Source organism: Vibrio sp. 10N.222.52.C12 (assembly GCF_041474215.1).
In the GTDB taxonomy this organism is placed as follows: domain Bacteria; phylum Pseudomonadota; class Gammaproteobacteria; order Enterobacterales; family Vibrionaceae; genus Vibrio; species Vibrio crassostreae_C.
Genome location: NZ_JBFRTR010000016.1, coordinates 1,031 through 24,992 on the forward strand (window position 1 = coordinate 1,031; position 23,962 = coordinate 24,992).

The window sequence follows — 23,962 nt, forward strand, 5'->3', positions numbered from 1 at the left end:
AGAGAACAAATAGTGAATCTATTAGATTTATTATGGCTACTTAGCTCAGTTGGTTAGAGCACATCACTCATAATGATGGGGTCGCAGGTTCAAATCCCGCAGTAGCCACCACTTATACAACGTTTTATTGAATCACCAATATTCAGTATGACTATAAAGATTTGCTGCGGTCGTGGCGGAATTGGTAGACGCACCAGATTTAGGTTCTGGCGCCGAGAGGTGTGAGAGTTCAAGTCTCTCCGACCGCACCATTATTAAATAGAACCCAGCTTTTTAGCTGGGTTTTGTTTTATCTGGAATATGCAAATCTGCTAGCCAAGTCACCAAGTATTCTCTTCTATAACCTCACTTTTAATACGATTTTATAAGACAATGTCAGCTCCATTTTCTAATTGAGTATGACTAGCCTATGAAACCCCTCCCCTTAACGATCGGTTGCTACACAGATACACCAAGTAAAAGCCAAGGTGTTTATCAAACTCAGTTAGATCTAGAAACAGGAAAACTATTACCTCTAGAGCTGATCATCAAATGTACTAACCCCTCTTTTATTACTGTAACAAAGACTGGGATCTATACTGCATCGGAAGTGGACCAGCAAAAACAGCCCCAGCTCATTCATATACCTAATGTTGATTCACAGCTAACACACAATACAAGCCTCATCTCGGGAGATCACCCTTGTCACGTCGCGATAGATCCACACAATAAGTTTGCTATCACGTCGCAATACTCATCAGGCACATTCGATATTTTTAGCTTAAGTATCAACGGCAGCATCGATAAACGACTCAAAACAATCCAGATGGTTGGTTCCGGGCCAAACAAAGAGAGACAAACTAGCCCACACGCCCATCAATGCCTGTTCTTACAAAACTCACCACAGTTTGTGACTGTCGATCTCGGCACCGATCGCATCAACTTCTATTGCTTTGATGAAGAACAGGAAGAGTTTCTAGACGAACCAATGCAATCCATTAAAGTCCCTGCGGGCAATGGACCTCGTCATCTCGTCTTCAACAAAGACGAAAATAAAGCCTATGTAATCTGTGAACTCTCTGAAACGATACTGATGATGGAGAAAACTCTTGGGAAATGGAGTATTGTCGAAGAGATCGACGCACTTCCAAATATGGAAAAAGGAGAAGCAACAGCTGCAATAAAACTATCACCGGATGAGCAATTTCTCTATGTTTCTTGTCGACATCAATCGATGATCAGTAGCTTCAAAATCGACTCTGAGACTCAAAGGCTGACTTTCATTGATAGCTACGACACTGAAGGCAAATTCCCAAGAGACTTCCATATAACGAACGATGGGAAATGGCTTATCGCCGCCAACCAGCACTCCAACAACATCACCTCATTCAAGCGAGATAATGAAGATGGGTCTTTGGTTTATACAGGGTACTCTTTAGAGATCGATGCACCGGTTTGTGTGACGCAACAGCGATAGTAGTCATCTGATACAAAAAAGGAGAGCATTCGCTCTCCTTCTTTTCATAAGCAGTCTTAAACGCTCAATTAGAGACCCAAAGCGTATTTCAATACTTGAGCTTTAATCGGGCCTGAATTTTCAGCTAGTTTTAGAGCAGCATTACGTACAAATTTCAGTGGGCCAATGTCGTTGCTGAATGTCTTGTAGAAGAAATCCATGCCACTTTGCATCATTAGATTGTCGCCTCTTCTTATCACTTCATAGCGTCTTGCTACAGACTGGTTCAATTCACCCTTTTCTTTGGTGACATCCAGCAGTACTGATACATCTTTGAAGCCTAAGTTAACACCCTGCCCAGCCAAAGGGTTGATGGTATGCGCAGAGTCTCCGACCAAAATACAGTTATTCTTCGAGTATGATTGAGCATGACGTCGTGTCAGAGGAAAAGAACCCGAATTCAAGACTTTGATATCACCTAACTCTTTAGGAAAGTGAGTAAGTACTTCGTTACGTAGTTTTTCAGGGGCCATTGCTGACAGTTGCTTAATACGCAGTGGAGAATCATACCAAACTAACGAGCCCAGCCCGACTTCTTGACCGTCAGAGGTTAGAGAACACAAAGGCAAAAATGAACGAGGGCCACTTGGTAGAAATTGCTGCCAAGTAATATCTTGCTGAGGTTGTTCTGTTTCTACATTGATAAGCATACAGTGTTGTCGATAATCCCAAGCCGTGATGCCAATTCCAGCTTGTTGGCGAACGGCTGAATTCGCACCATCAGCACCAACCACCCACTTCGCAGACAACTCAGCCCCTGATTGAAGCTTTACGATATTGATTTCACCAAACTCAATCACATCGAGCTTTTCTGGGCATAACAGTTCGAGATTGTCGTAGGCATCAAATTGAGACCATAAACCTAATTGAATGAGTCTGTTCTCAACGATATAGCCCAAACGAGGAAGGTCTAGTGAGGCAGCATCAAATCGAGTACGACACTCTGGGTGCTCCCACGTCTCTAAACGTTTATAAGAACACACTCGCATTGCTGCAATACTTTGCCATGCACCAAGATCTTCAAGCAAATCGACCGATGCTTGAGAAATCGCTGACACACGAATGTCCATCGCTTGCGATTCATCAAAAGCTTGTGGGGCAAAACCTTCGATCACCGCAACACTCAGACCTTGCTTTGCAAAACCGATTGCTGTTGCTGCGCCAACCATGCCGCCACCGACTACTACAATATCGTAACTGTTCATATTTCGTACTTATCAGTTTGATTCTTTGACTGTTTTTGATTGTACTTTTTCATAACTAACTTGTAACCAAAAACCTTATTCGAAAAAAGGGTTATCCCTTATGGCATATGGCGTTAACGATAATAAAAACCACTACATAAGAGATTTGTTCAGACTACTAGTCAGTCGGTTTTGAAACCAGTACAATACGCCGCTTGCCGCTAGAGCCTGTCATAAAATTGAATACCGAATTATGACAAACGGGGCTAGCGGATGAATAATGGGCGATTTGCTCCCTTAAATTAAACTAACGATCGAGCGAACATATAATGAGTAAGAAACTGCTAATTAAAACTTGGGGCTGTCAGATGAATGAATATGATTCATCAAAAATGGCCGACCTGCTTAACGCTGCAAATGGCTATGAGCTAACTGAAGTACCTGAGGAAGCAGACGTACTACTATTGAATACTTGTTCTATCCGCGAAAAAGCGCAAGAAAAAGTATTCCACCAGCTTGGTCGTTGGAAAACGCTTAAAGATAAAAAAGAAGGTGTGGTGATCGGTGTGGGTGGCTGTGTAGCGACTCAAGAAGGTGATCACATTCGTCAACGTGCACCTTACGTAGACGTTATCTTTGGCCCACAAACATTACACCGTTTGCCAGAGATGATTAAATCATCACTGTCTAACGAAAAGCCAGTAATGGATATCTCTTTCCCAGAGATCGAAAAGTTCGATAACCTGCCAGAGCCAAAAGCTGAAGGCGCGACGGCGTTCGTTTCTATCATGGAAGGTTGTTCTAAATACTGTACTTACTGCGTTGTACCATACACACGTGGCGAAGAAGTTAGCCGTCCAATGGATGATGTACTTTTCGAAGTTGCTCAACTTGCAGAGCAAGGCGTACGTGAAGTTAACCTGCTAGGTCAAAACGTAAACGCATACCGCGGTCCAACACACGAAGGCGATATCTGTTCATTCGCAGAACTGCTTCGTCTTGTTGCTTCTATCGACGGTATCGACCGTATTCGTTTCACAACAAGCCACCCGCTTGAGTTTGGTGACGACATCATTGAAGTTTACAAAGACACACCAGAGCTAGTGAGCTTCCTTCACCTACCAGTACAAAGTGGTAGTGACCGTATTCTTACGATGATGAAGCGCCCACATACGGCTATCGAGTACAAATCTATTATCCGTAAACTGCGTAAAGCTCGCCCTGACATTCAAATCAGCTCTGACTTTATTGTTGGTTTCCCTGGTGAGTCTAAGCAAGACTTCCAAGATACAATGAAGCTAATTAAAGACGTTGATTTCGATATGAGCTTCAGCTTTGTTTTCTCTCCACGTCCAGGTACGCCAGCGGCAGATTACCCATGTGATGTACCAGCACAAGAGAAGAAAGATCGTCTGTACGAACTGCAGCAAACGGTAAACACACAAGCTATGCGTTTCTCTCGTCTAATGTTAGGCACAGAGCAACGTATCCTTGTTGAAGGCCCATCAAGAAAGAACCTAATGGAACTTCGCGGCCGTACAGAAAACAGCCGTGTTGTGAACTTCGAAGGTTCTGCAGACCTAATCGGTCAATTCGTAGATGTAAAGATCACTGAGGTTTACACCAACTCACTACGTGGTGAGCTAGTTCGCACAGAAAAAGACATGGGTCTACGCGTTGTTATGACTCCAGCAGAAATGATGGAAAAAACAAAACGTGAAGACGAGCTAGGTGTAGCGACATTTACGCCATAGGCAATACAACTGTTTGAGCACAAAGCGCAAACACAAAGCTTGAAATTACCTAACTAAGTGACCATCTTAGAAATAGGGATATCACCATCAGAAGCCCGGTCTAAATCGGGCTTTTTGCTCTTTGTTTTATTTAAGAGTGAGTGGCACAAAATGAGAGGCTAATTTGAGCAATAAAATCGTTACCTTAGAGATAAATCTAGAACCAGCAGACAACAAGCGCTTGGCAAGTTTATGCGGACCATTTGACGACAACATCAAGCATCTTGAGCGTCGTCTGGGCGTTGAGATTAATTACCGTAGCAACTTTTTCACCATTGTCGGTAAGCCTCACACTACAGCCGCAGCTTTAGACATCATCAAACACCTCTATGTTGAAACGGCTCCAGTTAAAGGCAACATAATCGATATCGAACCAGAGCAAATACATCTGGCGATCACCGAGTCAGGCATTTTGGAGCAACACGTCGAGTCTGAAATTGACTACGGCAAAGAAGTGACCATTAAGACTAAAAAAGGCGTCATCAAACCTCGAACGCCAAACCAAGCACAGTACCTAATGAACATGGTGACTCATGACATCACCTTTGGTATTGGGCCAGCAGGTACAGGTAAAACCTACTTAGCCGTTGCTGCAGCAGTTGATGCACTTGAACGCCAAGAGGTTCGCCGAATCCTACTGACTCGTCCTGCTGTTGAAGCCGGTGAGAAGCTTGGTTTCCTACCGGGTGATTTAAGCCAAAAAGTAGACCCATATTTACGTCCACTTTACGATGCGCTGTTTGAGATGCTTGGCTTTGAGCGAGTTGAGAAGCTGATTGAACGTAACGTAATTGAAGTTGCGCCACTGGCTTACATGCGTGGTCGTACATTGAATGATGCGTTTATCATTCTTGATGAGAGCCAAAACACCACGGTAGAACAGATGAAGATGTTCTTAACCCGTATCGGTTTTAACTCACGCGCTGTGATCACAGGTGATATTACGCAAATCGATTTACCTCGTGGTGCAAAATCAGGCTTACGCCATGCGACTGAAGTGCTCAATGAAGTCGACGACATTAGCTTTAACTTCTTCATGTCTGAAGACGTCGTTCGTCACCCTGTAGTTGCTCGTATCGTCAACGCATACGAGAAGTGGGAAGCAAAAGACCAGAAAGAGCGCAAAGAGTTTGAAAAGCGTAAACGTGAAGAGCGTGAAGCCAAACTTCTTGAGGCTCAGCAGGTAGTTACGACACAATTAGCAACACAAAATAGCTCTGTAATTGCAGAACAAGGTGATAAATAGATGTCTATTGAACTAGACCTGCAATTAGCGGTCGAAAATGAGCAAGGTCTTCCAACTGAGCAAGATATTCAGCTTTGGTTGGACAAGACAATTCCTCAGTTTCAAGAGAACGCTGAGTTGACGGTTCGTATCGTTGATACACAAGAAAGCCACCAGCTCAATCATGAATATCGTGGCAAAGATAAGCCAACTAACGTGTTGTCTTTTCCATTCGAGGCTCCTCCAGGGATCGAGTTAGATCTACTGGGCGACCTCATTATCTGCCGCCAAGTTGTCGAAAAAGAAGCAGAAGAGCAAAGTAAGCCTCTGCTAGCACACTGGGCTCATATGGTTGTACATGGCAGTCTGCATCTGCTAGGTTATGATCATATCGAAGATGATGAAGCTGAAGAGATGGAGTCACTCGAGACAGAAATCATGCAATCTATGGGGTTTGAAGACCCTTACATTCTAGAAAAGTAAATTGATTCTAGTAAAGTAGGTTGCAGAGAAACAATAACTCATCGAACCTGTGATTTTCACAGGAATCTGAGTTGTAACGTGTGCTATCACACTTCTGATAGCGTTATTTTTTGAGAAATCATGAACGAAGGTAACCCCCCCACTTCTGAGGGAAGTAAAAAATCTGAAGGTCCGAGTAGAAAGTCCTTCTTTGAACGCCTAGGCCAACTATTTCAAGGTGAAGTAAAAGATCGCCAAGAGCTCGTAGATGTAATCCGCGACTCAGAAATTAATGACCTAATTGACCACGACACACGCGACATGCTCGAGGGTGTTATGGAAATTTCAGAGATGCGAGTACGCGATATCATGCTGCCTCGCTCTCAAATGGTTACAGTTGAACGCACAGATGATCTAGATACATTGATTGCGCTCATTACTGATGCTCAACACTCTCGCTACCCAGTGATCAGTGAAGATAAAGACCATGTTGAAGGCATTCTATTAGCGAAGGACCTACTTAAGTATTTGGGTTCAGAAAGTGCTCCATTTGATATCGAACAAGTGATTCGCCCTGTCGTGGTTGTTCCTGAAAGTAAGCGAGTTGATCGCCTGCTTAAGGAGTTCCAAGAAGAGCGTTACCACATGTCTATCGTTGTCGATGAGTTTGGTGGAGTTTCTGGCCTGGTAACCATTGAAGATATCCTCGAAGAAATCGTTGGTGAAATTGAAGACGAGTTCGACGATGAAGAAGAGCTAGATATTCGTAAGCTGAGTAAGCATACCTTCTCTGTAAAAGCTTTAACCACTATTGAAGAGTTCAACGATACGTTTAACACTGCCTTTAGTGACGACGAAGTGGATACGGTAGGCGGCATGGTTATGACAGCACTCGGCCACCTGCCGGTTCGTGGCGAAATTGTAGAAATCGAAAACTACCATTTCAAAATAACATCAGCAGATAACCGTCGTGTGATTCAGCTACAGGTAACCATTCCTGACGAACAGCCTCTTCCGACTATCGAAGAATAACAACTTCTCTCTAAAGAGATGACAGAAATTAGATGACTAATACCTTTATTCATCGCCTATTACGGCCGCTTGCGGCCGTTTTTGTTGGCGCTATAACCACCCTTTCATTCGCTCCATACTCTATATGGCCTCTTGCTATTCTCAGCCCAGCTTTGTTGCTGTTACTGATCCACAACCGCTCTCCTAAAAGTGCGCTTTGGATTGGCTACGCATGGGGTTTAGGTCAATTCACCACAGGTATCAGCTGGGTATACGTCAGCATTGATGGTTTTGGCGGCATGCCACTGGCAGCCAACCTATTTTTGATGGCATTGCTTGTTGGCTACCTAGCCGTTTATTCAGGGCTATTTACCTGGGGTTTGAATAAATTCTTCCCTGCCAATAACCTAAGCCGCTTTTTCCTTGCAGCTCCTGCATTCTGGCTAGTCTGTGATTGGCTGCGTGGCTGGGTAATGACGGGCTTCCCTTGGCTTTGGTTAGGCTACAGCCAAATCGATTCGCCATTGGGTTCATTTGCACCGATTGGCGGCGTAGAGCTAGTAACTTTAGCGATCATTGTTTCAGCCTCTGCATTCACTTATGCGATTGTTAACCGGGCTTGGAGCATCGCTATCATTCCCGCTGTCGTATTTAGCGCAGGCTTTGGTATTCGCAACATCGACTGGGTCACGCCGAACCCTGAAAAAACCACGTCAGTCGTCTTGATACAAGGCAACGTCGATCAAGACAGTAAATGGCTACCGAGTCATCGCTGGCCAACCATGATGAAGTACACCGACCTAAGCAGAGAAAACTGGGGAGCGGATATCATCATCTGGCCTGAAGCGGCTATTCCAGCATTCGAAGTTGAGATCCCATCTTTCCTACGTAACTTGGATAGCGCAGCGAAGATGAACAACAGTTCGATCATTACCGGTGTGCTGAATCAGTCTGAAGATAAGAAATACTACAACAGTGTTCTTTCTCTCGGTGTGAATCCATACGGTGAGTACAGCTACGATCCAGACGAACGCTACCATAAACACCACCTGTTACCATTTGGTGAGTTTGTGCCGTTTGAAGATATCTTGCGTCCATTAGCACCTTTCTTTAACTTGCCAATGTCATCATTTAGCCGTGGCGACTTTGTTCAACCAAACATAGTGGCAAATGGTCGTCACTTAGCGCCGGCACTGTGTTATGAGATCATCTTTAATGATCAAGTTAGACAGAACGTAACCGACGAGACTGACTTTATTTTAACGCTCTCTAACGATGCGTGGTTTGGTCGTTCGATTGGCCCTCTGCAACATATGGAAATTGCACAGATGCGTGCTCTGGAGCTTGGTAAGCCGGTTATTCGCTCGACCAACAACGGTGTGACGGCAGTTACTGATTACAAAGGCAATATAATCAAGCAAGTGCCTCAGTTTGAAACGGCAGTGTTAAAAGCTGAACTCATTTCAACGGATGGTCAAACGCCTTATCACACAGTAGGTACTTGGCCACTGTATATCTGGGCGATGCTCAGCTTGGTGATTGGTTGGGTAATTAGAAAGCCAAAAAGCTAGATTCGACGAAAAGTGATTTGAGGGTTGACTGATCGGGTCAACCCTTTTTCATTGCTGTGGTTTTGCGTTGATACGCTATGGTTCAGAAGCTTACGGTTTAAGGGCTTTACGACTAAACCCTTTAGAACCACATTTAATGCATGGAATGATATTGGTTGGGTGGTTATATTCGGTTTGGTGACCACACTCGTCACATACTAAGGTTCCCAAGCCAATGACTTCACCCGCTTGATACAAGCCTTGGTGTTCTAAGTCTTGGAACAGTTCAACCCATTCCACCTTAGTACGATCAGTAATATCCAACAGCCCTTGCCAAATAGAGTCCGCAATCATCAAATAGAATGGACCGCTTTTACTCTCTTCATAGCTTTCGGAAAACTCTTTTAAGTCCGACTTCACGTAGGCAGAGATCAATGAAAGCTCATCTTTAGTCATATCATTAGCTGCTTTCGCAAACTTGCCCGACGTTTCGATTTTGTTGTTGAGCTCTTCAGGGCTATGCTTCAGCGTTTCAATCACCTCTTCGACGACTTCTTCATAGAGCGCTTTTTTCTTCGGCATAACAACCTCCTTAAGATAACCAACCTTTTAGTGAGCAAACGGATGCGCTGCAATGCACTCCCGCTTACAAACAAATGCAATTCATACTCTTAAGTATAGTTGCCCTGCGAAATTCAGTGAAAATTACACAATCTACTAAGCGGCAACTGCAAGTATGAAGGGTATAACTATTGTTGTACTCAGCTCCTTTAGGTATTCTATGACGATCTGTAAGATTCTGTTCTAACCGAACTCACAAATTCCAAGATAACCGGATACCATCGATGCAAGAACAATATAACCCGCAAGAGATTGAACAAAAGGTTCAACAACACTGGGATAACAGCGAGACTTTCGTTGTAAGTGAAGACCCAAACAAAGAAAAATTCTACTGTCTTTCTATGTTCCCTTACCCAAGTGGCCGACTGCACATGGGTCACGTGCGTAACTACACCATCGGTGATGTGGTATCTCGTTTCCAACGTCTACAAGGTAAAAACGTAATGCAGCCAATTGGTTGGGATGCATTCGGCCTACCTGCAGAAAACGCCGCTGTTAAAAACAATACAGCACCTGCACCATGGACTTACGAAAACATTGAGTACATGAAGAACCAGCTTAAGCTTCTAGGCTTTGGTTACGACTGGAACCGTGAATTCGCAACGTGTACTCCAGAGTACTACCGTTGGGAACAAGAGTTCTTCACTAAGCTTTACGAAAAAGGCCTGGTTTACAAGAAGACATCTTCAGTGAACTGGTGTCCAAACGACCAAACAGTACTGGCAAATGAGCAAGTAGAAGACGGTTGTTGCTGGCGTTGTGACACTCCAGTAGAGCAAAAGAAAATTCCACAGTGGTTTATTAAAATCACTGAGTACGCTCAAGAGCTACTAGACGATCTAGACAACCTTGAAGGTTGGCCTGAAATGGTTAAGACCATGCAGCGCAACTGGATCGGCCGCTCTGAAGGTGTTGAGCTATCTTTCGCTGTTAACGGCGAAGAAGCACCATTAGAAGTGTACACAACACGTCCAGATACACTAATGGGTGTTTCTTACGTTGGTATCGCTGCAGGTCACCCTCTTGCAGAGAAAGCATCGAAGAACAACCCAGAGCTTGCTGCATTCGTTGAAGAGTGTCGTAACACTAAAGTTGCTGAAGCTGAACTCGCAACGATGGAAAAGAAAGGTATGGATACTGGCCTAACGGCTATCCACCCTCTTAACGGCCGTGTTGTTCCTGTATACGTAGCAAACTTCGTACTTATGGATTACGGCACAGGTGCGGTAATGGCGGTTCCTGCTCACGATCAACGTGACTACGAGTTCGCAACTAAGTACGGCATCGATATCATCCCAGTAATCAAACCTGAAGATGGTTCTGAACTAGACGTGTCTGAAGCGGCTTACACTGAAAAAGGTGTACTGTTTGATTCTGGTGAATTCGATGGTCTTGCGTTCCAAGAAGCATTCGATGCAATTGCTGCGAAGCTTGAAGCTGAAGGCAAAGGTAAGAAGACAGTAAACTTCCGTCTACGTGACTGGGGTGTATCTCGTCAACGTTACTGGGGCGCTCCAATCCCAATGGTAACCACTGAAGACGGTGAAGTTCACCCAGTACCAGCAGACCAACTGCCAGTCATTCTTCCTGAAGATGTAGTAATGGATGGCGTAACGAGCCCAATCAAGGCTGACAAGTCTTGGGCTGAAACAACATTCAACGGCGAACCCGCTCTACGTGAGACTGACACGTTCGATACGTTTATGGAGTCTTCTTGGTACTACGCACGTTACTGTTCACCGCAAGCAGACGACATTCTAGATCCAGAGAAAGCAAACTACTGGCTACCAGTTGACCAATACGTTGGTGGTATCGAGCACGCTTGTATGCACCTGCTTTACTCTCGTTTCTTCCATAAGCTTCTACGTGATGCTGGCTACGTGACGTCTGATGAACCGTTCAAGCAACTACTATGTCAAGGCATGGTTCTGGCTGACGCGTTCTATCACGAAAACGAAAAAGGCACCAAAGAGTGGATTGCACCGACTGACGTAACGGTTGAACGTGACGGTAAAGGTCGCATCGAAAAAGCAGTCGACGATCAAGGTCGTGAAGTTGAACACTCAGGCATGATCAAAATGTCTAAGTCTAAGAACAACGGTATCGACCCACAAGAGATGGTAGACAAGTACGGCGCTGATACAGTACGTCTATTCATGATGTTTGCATCACCTGCAGACATGACGCTTGAGTGGCAAGAGTCTGGCGTTGAAGGGGCTAACCGCTTCCTTAAACGTGTTTGGAAATTGGTTCACGCTCACTCTTCTAAGGGTGCTGCTGAATCTGTTGATGCTTCTGCGCTATCTGGCGACCAAAAAGCACTTCGTCGTGATATCCATAAAACTATCGCGAAAGTAACGGACGATATTGGCCGTCGCCAAACGTTCAACACGGCAATCGCTGCAATCATGGAACTGATGAACAAGCTGGCGAAAGCACCTCAAGAATCTGCACAAGACCGTGCAATCCTTGACGAAGCGCTAAAAGCGGTAGTACGCATGCTTTACCCAATGACTCCACACATCTCTTACGAAATGTGGATTGCACTTGGTGAATCAAACGTAGACTCAGCAACATGGCCAACTTTCGATGAGAAAGCGCTAGTTGAAGACGAGAAAACTATCGTTGTTATGATCAACGGTAAGCTACGTGCGAAACTAACCGTTGCTGCTGATGCAACAGAAGAGCAAGTTCGCGAGCTTGGTCTAAACGATGAGAACGCTAAGAAGTTCCTAGATGGCTTAACTATCCGTAAAGTTATCTTCGTACCAGGTAAGCTTCTAAACATCGTCGCTAACTAATTTCGTTAGCACAATGCAATTGCTAAAGAATTAACGAACTTAGTTCATCAAAAGCAGTCTGTAGACAGGGTAGCTAATTGCCCTGTCTACTTATTTAAGCGCTTTAGACTTGAGCCTAACCACTCAAACGAACTAAAGCCTTTAAATAAGTATTCTACCTTCATGAGAGCCATCAAATAATGCGCCTGATTTCACTATCTTCATTGAAAGTTACTGTTGTTGTTTTAACCGTCAGCCTATTAAGTGCGTGTGGTTTCCACCTACGTGGTGATTACTCCGTACCAGAAGAACTCAACAAGATCTCCGTAACCAGTTACGACCAATACAGTACGTTTACACGTATGATGAAAGGTCAACTGCGTATGAATGATGTAGAAATTGTGCCACCGGCTGAGAATACACCTAACCTGCATATTATTAGTGAGAGCGTAGGTGAGCGAACTCTGTCTCTATACCAAAACACTCGTGCAGCAGAGAAAGAACTGACATTCCGCGCTTCATACCGCGTAACTGTCCCGGATCTAGGCTCAAAGACGTTCTCAACCAGCGTAACCCGTAGTTACCTAGATAACCCGCTAACTGCACTTGCGAAGTCGGTTGAACGAGACATGATCGAAGATGAGATGCGTAAGTTGGCAACAAGCCAAATCCTTCGTCAGATGGCTCGTCTAAAAGCGAACATTGCAGCTGATAGCATGGACCTAGATGCACTAGAGCACGTTCAAGTGAAAGAACTCGAAAAGCAATACAACATCAAGAATGTTGAGATTGACGACGTTGAAATCGAACCAAGCACAGAACAACAACCAGAGCTCAGCGAATCTGCTCAATAATAGGTTTATTTGATGCGTATTTTTGCTGACCGCTTACCAGAACAGCTTGCTAAACAACTGAGCAACGTTTACCTGATCTTTGGTAATGAGCCACTGCTATTACAAGAAAGCAGAGAAGCGATTCAAAAGGCTGCAAAACAGCAAGGCTTTGAAGAACGTCACCGCTTTGCGATTGATAGCAGTCTCGACTGGAATCAAGTCTACGACTGCACTCAAGCACTGAGCCTATTCTCTAGCCGTCAGGTCATCGAGCTTGAACTGCCAGAGTCAGGCGTCAATGCCGCAATAGCGAAAGAGCTACTCGCAATCTCCGAGCATATCCACAGTGATATCTTGTTAATCTTGGTGGGCACTAAACTCACTAAAGCTCAAGAGAATGCAAAATGGTTTAAGGCGCTCTCGAATCAAGGACATTGGGTCAGCTGCCTAACTCCGGATGTTGGCCGACTACCTCAGTTTGTTCAAGCGCGCTGTCGTAAAATCGGTTTACTGCCAGATCCTGAAGCTATTCAAATGCTGGCACAATGGCATGAGGGTAATCTATTTGCTCTAACACAAAGCTTAGAAAAATTGGCGCTTCAATATCCAGACGGAAAGCTTACGTTAGTACGCTTAGAAGAGTCTCTAAGCCGCCACAATCACTTTACTCCCTTCCATTGGAGTGATGCATTACTGGCAGGTAAAGGCAATCGAGCACAACGAATTCTGAGACAATTGGAAGCGGAAGGTGTCGAGCCAGTTATCTTGCTGCGTAGCATACAACGAGAGCTTGCTCTGCTATTACAAATGCAGCAACAAATGAAACAGATGCCGATTGGTCAGGTCTTCGAAAAACACCGTATCTGGCAATCTAAAAAGCCTCTTTATAACGCCGCGCTAACAAGAGTTTCGATTTCTCAATTACACTCTTTGTTCGCGTTGCTCACTCAAGCTGAATTGATGACAAAAACTCAATATGAGCAGTCGCCTTGGCCACTAATTCATCAGTTAAGCGTAGAGTTTTGTATCCCTTCAGCTTCAATACCATTTCACGCATAAAAGCGTGGTATATTCTAGGGTCGACAGCCCCTAAAAAGCTAAATTCAGATTAAAGGAACACCCCGTGTTACGTGAAGAACTAAAAGATTTTCTTGCAGACAAAGCCGACGACATGAAAGCAGAATCGATTGTGACTATCGATGTAGAAGGCAAATCAAGCGTTACTGATTACATGATTGTTTGTACAGGTACCTCTAAGCGCCATGTTGCTTCTATTGCACAGCATGTTGCTGATGAAATACGTAAAGCAGGTATGCAGCCACTAGGCATGGACGGCCAGCAAGAAGGTGAATGGGTTGTTCTAGATATGGGCACAAGCATGCTTCACGTTATGCAAGAAGAACACCGTGAACTGTACCAACTAGAAAAACTTTGGGGCTAAGCTTTGAAGATCCAGTTAATCGCAGTTGGCACAAAAATGCCAAAGTGGGTTGAAGAAGGCTTTAAAGAATATAAACGCCGCTTCCCTCATGATATGCCATTAGAGCTCATTGAAATTACTGCGGGAAAGCGCGGTAAAAATGCGGATATTGCACGCATTCTTCAAAAAGAAGGCGAAGCGATGTTGGCAGCGGTTCCAAAAGGCAACCGCATTGTCACGCTTGATATCCCAGGTAAAAAGTGGGACACACCACAACTGGCAGAGCAATTGGAAAGTTGGAAGTTGGATGGACGCGACGTTTCTATCCTTATCGGCGGGCCTGAAGGATTAGCACCTGCATGTAAAGCGGCTGCAGACCAAAGTTGGTCTCTGTCTGCGCTTACTCTCCCTCACCCATTAGTACGCGTTATCATGGCTGAAAGCTTGTATCGAGCTTGGAGCATCACTGCTAACCACCCTTATCATCGAGAATAAGCGTTAATGTTACGTAAACGTAGCCAAATCCGTGATTACAAAGCAGAAGCACGACTATTTACTAATCGTGCTTTTGTTGCGTTTGCGGGGATCATAGTCATGATATCGATGTTGGTTGTTAATCTGTACAACATTCAGGTCAATCAATATCAAGACTATAAAACCCGCTCTAACGATAACCGTATCAAGGTCGTTCCAATCGCCCCCAACCGTGGTTTGATTTATGATCGTAATGGTGTGCTTCTTGCCGAAAATCGCCCGGTTTTCAACCTAGAAATCACACCAGAAAAAATCAAAGATATGGATGACACGCTCGTCCGTCTACAAGAATTAATCGAGATCCCGCCAGAGCGCATTGAACTATTTGATCGTGATCGTCGCAATTCACGACGCTTCAAGTCAGTACCTATTCTGAATCAGCTTACCGAAGAACAAGTTGCGATCTTCTCTGTAAATCAACATAAGTTCCCAGGCGTTGAAGTTACAGGTACGCTAAAACGTTTCTACCCTTATGGTGATGTGTTAACTCACGTGATTGGCTACGTATCGCGCATCAATGACCGTGATATGCAGCGCCTGGTTCGCGAAGAGAAAGACGCCAATTACCAAGCCACTCGCGACATCGGTAAACTTGGTATTGAGCGCTACTACGAAGACATGCTTCACGGTACCGCTGGCTATCAAGAAGTCGAAGTTAACAGCCGTGGACGAGTGATCCGTACTCTAAAATTTGTACCGTCGGTTCCGGGTAAAGATATCGTGCTCAACTTGGATATCAAGCTACAACTATACGTACATAAGTTACTGGATGGCCGCCGTGGCTCAGCTATCGTTCTCGACCCGAAAGACAATGGCGTGTTAGCCATGGTATCTAGCCCAAGCTACGACCCAAATGCATTCGTACATGGTATTTCGTCTAAAGGTTATAACGCCCTGCTTCAAGACAAAGACCGCCCTTTGGTTAACCGTGCAACGCTAGGTATTTACCCACCAGCATCGACGATCAAGCCATTCATTGCTGTTGCGGCTCTGCAAGAAGGTGTGATTACACCTAATACAACGCGTAATGACCCAGGTTATTGGAAGATCCCTAATTCAAAAACAAGACCATTCCGTGACTGGTTGCGTTGGGGACACGGGGTCGTTGATATAGAGAAAGCGATTGAAGAGTCAGTGGATACTTTCTTTTACCAAATTGCTTATGATCTCGGCATTGATCGCATATCCAAATGGATGATGATGTTCGGCTTTGGTGATTATACTGGCATCGATATTTATGAAGAAAGCAAAGCCAATATGCCAACTCGTGATTGGAAGATGGCAAGACACCGTGTGCCTTGGTACCAAGGTGACACCATCCCAGTTGGTATTGGCCAAGGCTACTGGACTGCAACACCCATGCAGATTGCAAAAGCCACATCAGTTTTGGTCAATGAAGGTGAAGTAACCGCACCTCACCTACTTCGTTCAACCATTGATAACGGTCGTCCATTCGATGAACAAATCATGTCGGACATTGAAACTTACCCACCGCTAACCGGGGTTAAGAAGAAGTATTGGGATATCGCTCAGGAAGGTATGAGGCTGGCTAACCACGGTAAGAAAGGTACGGCAAGACGTTCATTCCAGAAGATGTCTTACCAAACCGCTGGTAAATCGGGTACCGCACAGGTATTCGGCTTAAAAGAAGATGAAGAGTACAACGCGGATGAAATCGCAGAGCACTTACGCGATCACGCCCTCTTTACGGGTTACGCGCCTTTTGAAGATCCTGAAGCCGTCGTGACTATCGTTCTAGAGAACGCAGGTGGCGGTTCTTCTAACGGCGGCCCAGTAGTAAGAAGGATTTTAGACCATATTATCCTTGCAGAAGATTATCAAAGTGAGCCAATTAAATAATGAAACTTGATCCTTCAACTGGACGAAATAGAGCCCTATTCGAAAGGCTGCATATCGACCTGCCGCTTTTGCTTGGCATTCTGGTTTTAATGGGCTTTGCCCTGCTGATCATGTACAGCGCAAGCGGACAAAGCCTTGCGATGATGGACCGCCAGGCGATGCGCATGGCTCTGTCTTTAGGTGTGATGATCTTCCTAGCGCAAATCTCACCTCGTACTTATGAAACCTTGGCACCACTGCTATTTGTAGGTGGTGTCATCTTGCTATTGGGCGTGTTGTTCTTTGGTGAAGCCTCTAAAGGCGCCCAGCGTTGGTTAAACTTCGGCTTTGTTCGATTCCAACCGTCAGAGCTATTAAAGCTCGCGGTGCCTTTGATGCTGGCACGATTTATCGGTAAGCGCTCACTTCCACCAACATTCCAAACATTAGCGATCTCGCTAGTGATGGTGTTTGTACCGACGATTCTAATCGCAAAGCAGCCTGACCTAGGTACATCTATCCTTATCGCCGCATCTGGTATCTTCGTGATATTCCTGGCTGGTATCAGTTGGAAAATCATTGCTAGCGCCGCAATCGCATTAGGGGCATTTATCCCAATCCTATGGTTCTTCTTGATGCGTGAATATCAAAAAGTGCGTGTTAGAACCCTTTTTGATCCTGAATCAGATCCATTAGGTGCGGGTTACCACATCATTCAAAGTAAGATTGCGATAGGTTCGGGTGGTATATCAGGAAAAGGTTGGTTGCAAGGCACTCAATCTCAACTAGAGTTCATCCCAGAGCGTCATACTGACTTCATTTTTGCGGTCATCGCCGAAGAATGGGGCATGATCGGTATCTTGTTCTTGCTTGCGATCTACCTGTTTATTATTGGACGTGGCTTAGTGCTTGCGAGCCAAGCTCAAACCGCATTCGGTCGAATGATGGGCGGAAGTATTGTACTGAGCTTCTTCGTTTATATTTTTGTAAACATTGGCATGGTAAGTGGCATCCTACCTGTAGTTGGTGTTCCTCTTCCTCTAGTCAGTTATGGCGGTACTTCAATGGTTACCCTTATGGCTGGTTTTGGTATTTTAATGTCGATACATACACACAGAAAAGCATTCTCAAAGGCGACCTAATCGATGTCTATTACAACGTTTCAAAAAAAAGCATCCTTGGTTGAAGAGCTGCCAATCAAAAAAATAGTCTCTATCTTGGGGCTAGCGATTTTAATCAATGGTTGTTCTTCAAAGCAGCCAACAGGCCGCTACGATATTGATTCAGATATTGCACCAGACGCACCGATTTCGGTAGAGCATTTAGAAGATGCTCACCCTCAGTATGAACCTTATAGTTTAGGTGGTAATACGGATTACACTCTGCGTGGCGAAGACTACAAGATCGTAAAAAAGACCGAAGGGTTTACTGAGAAAGGCAAGGCCTCTTGGTACGGTAAGAAATTTCATGGTCACTTAACGTCTAACGGCGAGATCTACGACATGTATTCGATGTCAGCAGCTCACAAAACATTGCCAATTCCAAGCTATGTAAAAGTGACGAATACCGACAATAACAAAACCACTATTGTTCGTATCAATGACCGTGGCCCATTCCATGAAGGCCGAATCATTGACCTTAGTTATGCGGCAGCTTATAAGCTCGATGTACTGAGAACGGGCACGGCAAATGTTGAGATTGAAGTCATTACTGTGGCTATGCCAACCGACGCAAATAAAAAGGCCGCTTTACCGCAATTTATCATTCAAGTCGCAACATCTCCGCATGAAGATAGAACCGAGAAGTTAGCTAAAGATCTAGCCGAAAAGCTAGAAGTAGCAACGTTCTTGCAGCCAAATGATGACAACTACCGTCTGATGATTGGGCCATTTCATGACTATGCTCTGACTCAAGAAAAATTAGAACAAGTTAAGCTAATGGGTTACCCGTCAGCTTATATAAAAAAACACACCCTAACTCGCTAATTAATCTAACAGTTACTTCTGGTAATCAGCGCTCTGGTGTGACAGAGTGATTCTGTTAATATATGAATAGTTCACCAAATAATTGCATTCAAAATGATTAAATCTAATAAACTTGTTAAATCGATTTTTGCTACTTCTGTTGCTCTTTCTGCAACGATAGCTACATCGTCATTCGCCGCTCCTATTGTTGTTCCTGATGCACCTCAAATCGCCGCTAAAGGTTTTGTTCTGATGGATTACCATTCAGGCAAAGTACTAGCAGAGAAAGAGATGAATACTCAACTTTCTCCAGCAAGTTTAACCAAGATGATGACGAGCTACGTAATTGGCCAAGAGCTAGAACGTGGCAACATCAACTTAAACGACGATGTTGTAATCAGTGAAAATGCTTGGGCTAAAAACTTCCCAGATTCATCTAAGATGTTCGTTGAAGTAGGTACAACGGTTAAAGTTGAAGAACTGAACCGCGGTATCATTGTTCAGTCAGGTAACGATGCTTGTGTTGCGATGGCTGAACACATCGCCGGATCTGAAGATGCATTCGTTGACCTAATGAACGCATGGGCAAGCTCTATCGGTATGAAAGACACGCACTTCGCTAACGTGCACGGTCTAGACAACCCGAACCTATACTCAACGCCTTACGATATGGCGCTACTTGGTCAGGCGCTGATTCGCGACGTACCAGACGAGTACCGTATCTACTCACAGAAGAAATTCACTTACAACGGCATCACCCAGTACAACCGTAACGGTCTGTTATGGGATAAGAGCATGAACGTTGATGGCATCAAAACGGGCCACACAAGCAATGCAGGTTACAGCCTAGTAAGCTCAGCGACCGAAGGCAAAATGCGCCTAGTTGCTGTAGTTATGGGTACCAAGAATGCTAATGCTCGTAAGACAGAAAGTAAAAAGCTGCTTAGCTACGGCTTCCGCTTCTTCGAAACAGTGGCACCACACACAGCGGGTGAAACCTTCGTAGAAGAGAAGATCTGGATGGGCAGTAAAGACACCGTTGCACTGGGTGTCGACGAAGATACTTTCGTTACGCTACCTCGTGGTCAAGCTAAGAACCTGAAGGCAAGCTTCGTTCTTGAGAAAGAGCTAGAAGCGCCAATCAGCAAAGGCGATGTGGTTGGTAAACTATTCTACCAAGTCGACGGTGAAGACGTTGCTGAATACCCACTACTAGCACTTGAAGATGTAGACCAAGGCAGCCTATTCAGCCGCCTATGGGACTACCTAGTTCTTCTGTTCAAGGGTTTATTCTAAACCAGCCAAAGGTTTGTTCTAAGTAAAACCTAAGCTTGTTGTCTAGCTAACCTAATGAGTAAGTTCATGATTTACTCATTAGTGAACCAAAAGCCGCCATGTGCGGCTTTTGTTGATCTTGAGTTCGGTGATATTTACACGTAATATTCCGCCTTATTACTCGTGTCTGTTGACCGAACACGCTTTTTATCGACATTTCGCCAATTTGCGAGAGTCTAGCCTTTTGGAGCTAATCATGAACATCAATTCTGATGCAAAACTAAAAGACCTCTTAGAGTTCCCTTGTTCATTCACTTACAAAGTAATGGGCCACGCTAAGCCAGAACTGACTGAGCTAGTACTAGAAGTGATCCAGCGTCATGCTCCTGGTGACTACAGCCCAACGCTAAAACCAAGTGCGAAAGGTAACTACCACTCTGTTTCTATCAATATTACTGCGACTTCAATTGAGCAAGTAGAAACTCTTTATAAAGAACTGGGCGAGATCGAAATCGTTCGTATGGTTCTGTAATCTCCGATTACACATGAAAAACAGCGGCTTATTGCCGCTGTTTTTGTTTAAAGCGCCCTATCTAGCTCAAATTCATTCAACTTAATTTTCAATAAATACAAAGAAAGTTGAAAAACCTTGCAGTCCGTCTGTAGTTAGAATCATGTTTCGCGTTTATAATGCGTTCACTTTATTAATCCTTGAGGGAGTGCAGCTTTGCAAAATAAGCTAATCGTAAAAAAATTAGGCCGTCAGGATTACGAACCTGTATGGAAAGCCATGCATAAGTTCACAGACGAACGCACGGAAGAAGACCTAGACCAAGTTTGGTTGGTTGAACACAACCCTGTCTTCACTCAAGGACAAGCAGGCAAAGCTGAGCATGTATTAAATGCCGGTGATATCCCTGTAATACAAAGCGATCGCGGTGGCCAAGTGACTTACCACGGCCCAGGCCAATTAGTGGCTTACTTTCTGATTAACATCCGCCGCAAGAAATTCGGAGTACGTGATTTGGTTACTCATATCGAGAACCTCGTAATCAATACTCTGAAAGCTTACAATATAGATTCAGCTGCCCGACCTGACGCTCCTGGTGTTTATGTCGATGGCAAGAAAATCTGTTCACTTGGATTACGTATTCGACGTGGCTGCTCGTTCCACGGGTTAGCACTCAACGTCGATATGGACCTGTCTCCATTCCTACGTATTAACCCATGTGGTTACCAAGGTATGGAAATGGCGCAGGTAAGCCAACTCGGCGGACCAAGTGAACTAGAAAACGTTGAGCAACAGTTAATACAAGAGCTCGTAGAGCTACTCGGCTATGACCAAGTAGACATTCAAGCCACCAGTAACATTACAGCAGAAGCATAAAATCATGAGCAAACCAATCCAAATGGAAAAAGGCGTTAAATATCGTGACGCTGACAAAATGGCATTAATTCCCGTAAAGAATATGCCTGCTGAACAGAAAGAAGTTCTACGTAAGCCTGAATGGATGAAGATTAAACTTCCTTCAGACAGCCATCGTATTCAAGAAATCAAATCAGCAATGCGTAAAAACAACCTGCACTCAGTTTGTGAAGAAGCGTCTTGCCCTAACCTAGCCGAGTGTTTCAACCACGGTACGGCAACGTTTATGATTCTTGGCGCTATCTGTACTCGTCGCTGCCCGTTCTGTGATGTTGCCCATGGTCGTCCTGTTGCTCCTGAAGCTGAAGAGCCGAAGAAACTGGCTAAAACAATTCAAGACATGAAACTGAAGTACGTTGTAATCACTTCAGTTGACCGTGATGACTTGCGTGACGGCGGTGCTCAGCACTTTGCTGACTGTAACCGTGAGATTCGCGAACTCAACCCAAATATTCGTATCGAAACACTGGTTCCAGACTTCCGCGGTCGTATGGACGTTGCGCTTGACCTAATGAAAGACAACCCGCCAGATGTTTTCAACCACAACCTAGAGACAGCGCCACGTCTATACCGTAAAGCGCGTCCAGGTGCGAACTACAAGTGGTCTCTTGATCTACTGAAGAAATTCAAAGAGCAGCACCCTGATATCCCAACAAAATCAGGTGTGATGATGGGTCTTGGCGAGACAAAAGAAGAGATCGTTCAAGTACTGAAAGACCTTCGCGAACATGGTGTGACTATGCTGACACTAGGTCAATACCTAGCACCAAGCCGTCACCACTTACCAGTAGAACGCTACGTGCCGCCTTCTGAGTTCGATGAGCTGAAAGAGATTGCTCTAGAGCTAGGCTTTACTCACGCAGCGTGTGGCCCGTTTGTACGTTCTTCTTACCATGCGGACTTGCAAGCTCAAGGTATGGAAATTAAGTAATCACGATTGCTTAACGAACAATGCAAAGGCGCTGAATATTATGTTCAGCGCCTTTTTTCTATCTTGTTCGTGCCGCTATAGCTTTATATTTCGTGCCACTAAGCTTTATATAAAAACAACAAAGCCACTCTTTATGAGTGGCTTTGTGCTTAATATTTCAAGTTCAGAGGAGGTAATTTCAAAAAGCCCAGATAGGGTTCTGCATTAACCGAAAGATGCCCAGATAACCGTTGCTACCAAAATTGGGCACACAAACTTCACATACATTGGCCAAACCTTACCAAACCAACCAAGTTGAAAATCAGGACTGCCTTGTTCAAGCTCTTTCACTTTTGAAGCTCGGCTCCATACCCAACCACCAAACACACAGAACATCAGTGCAGCGACTGGTTGAAGATACTGAGTTGCAATCATCGCTACCATGCCAAACATCGCAGCAAAGTTGTAAACAATCACCACACTAAACAGCGCGATAGCACCACCAATCACCCAGCTTGTTGGCGTTCGTCTAGTATTGAAACGCTCACTCACTAGCGCAACCGGGCCTTCAAGCATCGAAATCGAAGAAGTCAGTGCAGCAATCGTTAGTAGTAAAAAGAACACAATCGCAAAGATCTGTCCAAGCACACCTAAACTATCAAACATCAACGGCAAAACCTTGAATACTAGAGTGTCAGAGCTTAATAGTGAGCCGTCTTCAGCGTAGATTTGAACGCCTTTTTGCATCGCAACAAACATTGCTGGCATCACCACTAATCCAGCAATAAAAGCGACAGCAGTATCAACCAGCGTCACGTTCATCGCCATTTTTGGCAGGTTCTCTTTCTTGCTTAAGTAAGAGCCATAAACCAACATTGAGCAACCACCAATGGTGAGTGAGAAGAAACCCTGTCCCATTGCCGCCAGAATCAGTTTTCTATCCCACACTTTCTCAAAGTCTGGAATAAGGTAATGTTTTAGGCCTTCCATCGCGCCAGATTGCGTCATGATGTAAACAAACAATAAGCCAAATAAAACAAACAGCGCAGGCATCAAACGAGTCGACCATTTCTCGATACCTTGCTTAACACCGCCCTGCACAATCAAGATAGTCAGTACATAGAACGCGACGGTACCAAATACGTTGCGCTCAACACTGAAGCCCTTAAACCAATCAGCAATCGCTTCTAGGCCGATAAGATCCGCGACCGCACCAATTAGGAAACAGATCAACCAGCCACCAACAATACTGTAAAACGCCAACACTGCGCTTGGTACACTCAGTCCAACCCAACCGACAAACTCACCGACTTTCTTACCCAAAGGGTTTGTCGTCAAAGATCGCATGCTATCAACTGGGTTTGCTTGGCCGTGACGGCCTATAGCCATCTCAACCACCAACATAGGGAAAGCAACCACGAAGATCATGATCAAATAGACTAAAAGGAAAGCGCCACCACCGTTGCTAGCAACTTGAGTCGGGAAACCCCAAATATTACCCAAGCCAACCGCTGCACCAGCCGCTGCTAAAATAAAACCTAAACGAGAGCTAAAGTGCTCTCTTGAAGAGGAAGATTGTTGGTCCATATCGCCCGCATTAAAAATCAGTAAACTAGTTGAGAAGTACAGTAATAAAAAGC

The 23,962-nt window shown here is 44.6% G+C and carries 21 protein-coding genes and 2 tRNA genes; 20 read left to right on the forward strand and 3 right to left on the reverse strand.

Going from position 1 to position 23,962, the window contains the following annotated elements; all coding sequences use genetic code 11:
• The first annotated feature begins 34 nt into the window (after positions 1-34).
• The 3 genes from AB4623_RS03375 to AB4623_RS03385 all read left to right on the forward strand — a co-directional run bounded on the left by AB4623_RS03375 (position 35) and on the right by AB4623_RS03385 (position 1,456).
• A tRNA-Met gene (locus tag AB4623_RS03375) sits at positions 35-111 on the forward strand.
• A 55-nt stretch (positions 112-166) separates the two neighbouring features.
• A tRNA-Leu gene (locus tag AB4623_RS03380) sits at positions 167-251 on the forward strand.
• Positions 252-409: 158 nt separating this feature from the next.
• Positions 410-1,456: a lactonase family protein gene (locus tag AB4623_RS03385; RefSeq protein ID WP_372145761.1), complete on the forward strand. Its 1,047-nt coding sequence runs from the start codon at positions 410-412 to the stop codon at positions 1,454-1,456.
• A gap of 68 nt (positions 1,457-1,524) precedes the next feature.
• Here AB4623_RS03385 and AB4623_RS03390 read toward each other — a convergent pair whose 3' ends face one another.
• Positions 1,525-2,700: a 2-octaprenyl-3-methyl-6-methoxy-1,4-benzoquinol hydroxylase gene (locus AB4623_RS03390; RefSeq protein ID WP_017064167.1), complete on the reverse strand. Its 1,176-nt coding sequence runs from the start codon at positions 2,698-2,700 to the stop codon at positions 1,525-1,527.
• A 308-nt stretch (positions 2,701-3,008) separates the two neighbouring features.
• Here AB4623_RS03390 and miaB point away from each other — a divergent pair, with 308 nt between their 5' ends.
• The 5 genes from miaB to lnt all read left to right on the forward strand — a co-directional run bounded on the left by miaB (position 3,009) and on the right by lnt (position 8,741).
• Positions 3,009-4,433, forward strand: coding sequence for a tRNA (N6-isopentenyl adenosine(37)-C2)-methylthiotransferase MiaB (gene miaB, locus AB4623_RS03395; protein ID WP_065584439.1), 1,425 nt, complete (start codon positions 3,009-3,011; stop codon positions 4,431-4,433).
• A 163-nt stretch (positions 4,434-4,596) separates the two neighbouring features.
• Positions 4,597-5,718 carry a PhoH family protein gene (locus AB4623_RS03400; RefSeq protein WP_017064169.1) on the forward strand — a complete coding sequence of 374 codons (1,122 nt, stop codon included), beginning with the start codon at positions 4,597-4,599 and terminating at the stop codon, positions 5,716-5,718.
• Positions 5,719-6,180, forward strand: coding sequence for an rRNA maturation RNase YbeY (ybeY, locus tag AB4623_RS03405; RefSeq protein ID WP_012603383.1), 462 nt, complete (start codon positions 5,719-5,721; stop codon positions 6,178-6,180).
• Between the two features lie 120 nt (positions 6,181-6,300).
• Entirely contained in the window at positions 6,301-7,191 is an 891-nt protein-coding gene (corC, locus tag AB4623_RS03410) for a CNNM family magnesium/cobalt transport protein CorC (protein ID WP_012603382.1), read from the forward strand.
• 32 nt (positions 7,192-7,223) lie between these two features.
• Positions 7,224-8,741 carry an apolipoprotein N-acyltransferase gene (gene lnt, locus AB4623_RS03415; RefSeq protein ID WP_065584440.1) on the forward strand — a complete coding sequence of 506 codons (1,518 nt, stop codon included), beginning with the start codon at positions 7,224-7,226 and terminating at the stop codon, positions 8,739-8,741.
• Positions 8,742-8,831: 90 nt separating this feature from the next.
• On the opposite strand, the gene AB4623_RS03420 is transcribed toward lnt, so the two are convergent.
• Entirely contained in the window at positions 8,832-9,302 is a 471-nt protein-coding gene (locus AB4623_RS03420; protein WP_017062329.1) for a zinc ribbon-containing protein, read from the reverse strand.
• A gap of 263 nt (positions 9,303-9,565) precedes the next feature.
• Between AB4623_RS03420 and leuS the strand changes: the two genes are divergently transcribed.
• From leuS to lipA, 12 genes are all read left to right on the forward strand, one after another.
• Positions 9,566-12,142 carry a leucine--tRNA ligase gene (gene leuS / locus AB4623_RS03425; RefSeq protein WP_048614215.1) on the forward strand — a complete coding sequence of 859 codons (2,577 nt, stop codon included), beginning with the start codon at positions 9,566-9,568 and terminating at the stop codon, positions 12,140-12,142.
• A gap of 179 nt (positions 12,143-12,321) precedes the next feature.
• Positions 12,322-12,975, forward strand: coding sequence for an LPS assembly lipoprotein LptE (gene lptE, locus AB4623_RS03430; RefSeq protein WP_017067144.1), 654 nt, complete (start codon positions 12,322-12,324; stop codon positions 12,973-12,975).
• Between the two features lie 12 nt (positions 12,976-12,987).
• Positions 12,988-14,013 (forward strand): DNA polymerase III subunit delta, encoded by a 1,026-nt coding sequence (gene holA, locus AB4623_RS03435; protein ID WP_372145763.1) that lies wholly within the window; start codon positions 12,988-12,990, stop codon positions 14,011-14,013.
• A 64-nt stretch (positions 14,014-14,077) separates the two neighbouring features.
• Positions 14,078-14,395, forward strand: coding sequence for a ribosome silencing factor (rsfS, locus tag AB4623_RS03440; protein ID WP_017067142.1), 318 nt, complete (start codon positions 14,078-14,080; stop codon positions 14,393-14,395).
• A gap of 3 nt (positions 14,396-14,398) precedes the next feature.
• Positions 14,399-14,869 (forward strand): 23S rRNA (pseudouridine(1915)-N(3))-methyltransferase RlmH, encoded by a 471-nt coding sequence (rlmH, locus tag AB4623_RS03445; protein WP_004735246.1) that lies wholly within the window; start codon positions 14,399-14,401, stop codon positions 14,867-14,869.
• Positions 14,870-14,875: 6 nt separating this feature from the next.
• Positions 14,876-16,768 (forward strand): penicillin-binding protein 2, encoded by a 1,893-nt coding sequence (mrdA, locus tag AB4623_RS03450; RefSeq protein WP_017062333.1) that lies wholly within the window; start codon positions 14,876-14,878, stop codon positions 16,766-16,768.
• Positions 16,768-17,889, forward strand: a complete 1,122-nt coding sequence (gene rodA / locus AB4623_RS03455; RefSeq protein ID WP_017062334.1) for a rod shape-determining protein RodA — start codon at positions 16,768-16,770, stop codon at positions 17,887-17,889. The genes mrdA and rodA overlap by 1 nt, the downstream gene beginning before the upstream one ends.
• Before the next feature lie 3 nt (positions 17,890-17,892).
• A complete protein-coding gene (locus AB4623_RS03460) occupies positions 17,893-18,732 on the forward strand; it encodes a septal ring lytic transglycosylase RlpA family protein (protein WP_048615264.1) in 840 nt (279 codons plus the stop codon).
• A gap of 93 nt (positions 18,733-18,825) precedes the next feature.
• Positions 18,826-20,007, forward strand: coding sequence for a serine hydrolase (locus tag AB4623_RS03465; protein ID WP_017067140.1), 1,182 nt, complete (start codon positions 18,826-18,828; stop codon positions 20,005-20,007).
• 232 nt (positions 20,008-20,239) lie between these two features.
• The gene (ybeD, locus tag AB4623_RS03470; RefSeq protein WP_026084358.1) at positions 20,240-20,518 is read left to right on the forward strand and encodes a DUF493 family protein YbeD; all 279 of its coding nucleotides are present in this window, start codon (positions 20,240-20,242) and stop codon (positions 20,516-20,518) included.
• A gap of 195 nt (positions 20,519-20,713) precedes the next feature.
• Positions 20,714-21,373: a lipoyl(octanoyl) transferase LipB gene (gene lipB / locus AB4623_RS03475; protein ID WP_017068510.1), complete on the forward strand. Its 660-nt coding sequence runs from the start codon at positions 20,714-20,716 to the stop codon at positions 21,371-21,373.
• 4 nt (positions 21,374-21,377) lie between these two features.
• A complete protein-coding gene (gene lipA / locus AB4623_RS03480) occupies positions 21,378-22,343 on the forward strand; it encodes a lipoyl synthase (protein ID WP_017064177.1) in 966 nt (321 codons plus the stop codon).
• A 204-nt stretch (positions 22,344-22,547) separates the two neighbouring features.
• Here the strand turns inward: lipA and AB4623_RS03485 are convergent, their stop codons facing one another.
• Positions 22,548-23,909, reverse strand: coding sequence for a sodium-dependent transporter (locus AB4623_RS03485; protein ID WP_372145765.1), 1,362 nt, complete (start codon positions 23,907-23,909; stop codon positions 22,548-22,550).
• Positions 23,910-23,962 lie beyond the last annotated feature (53 nt).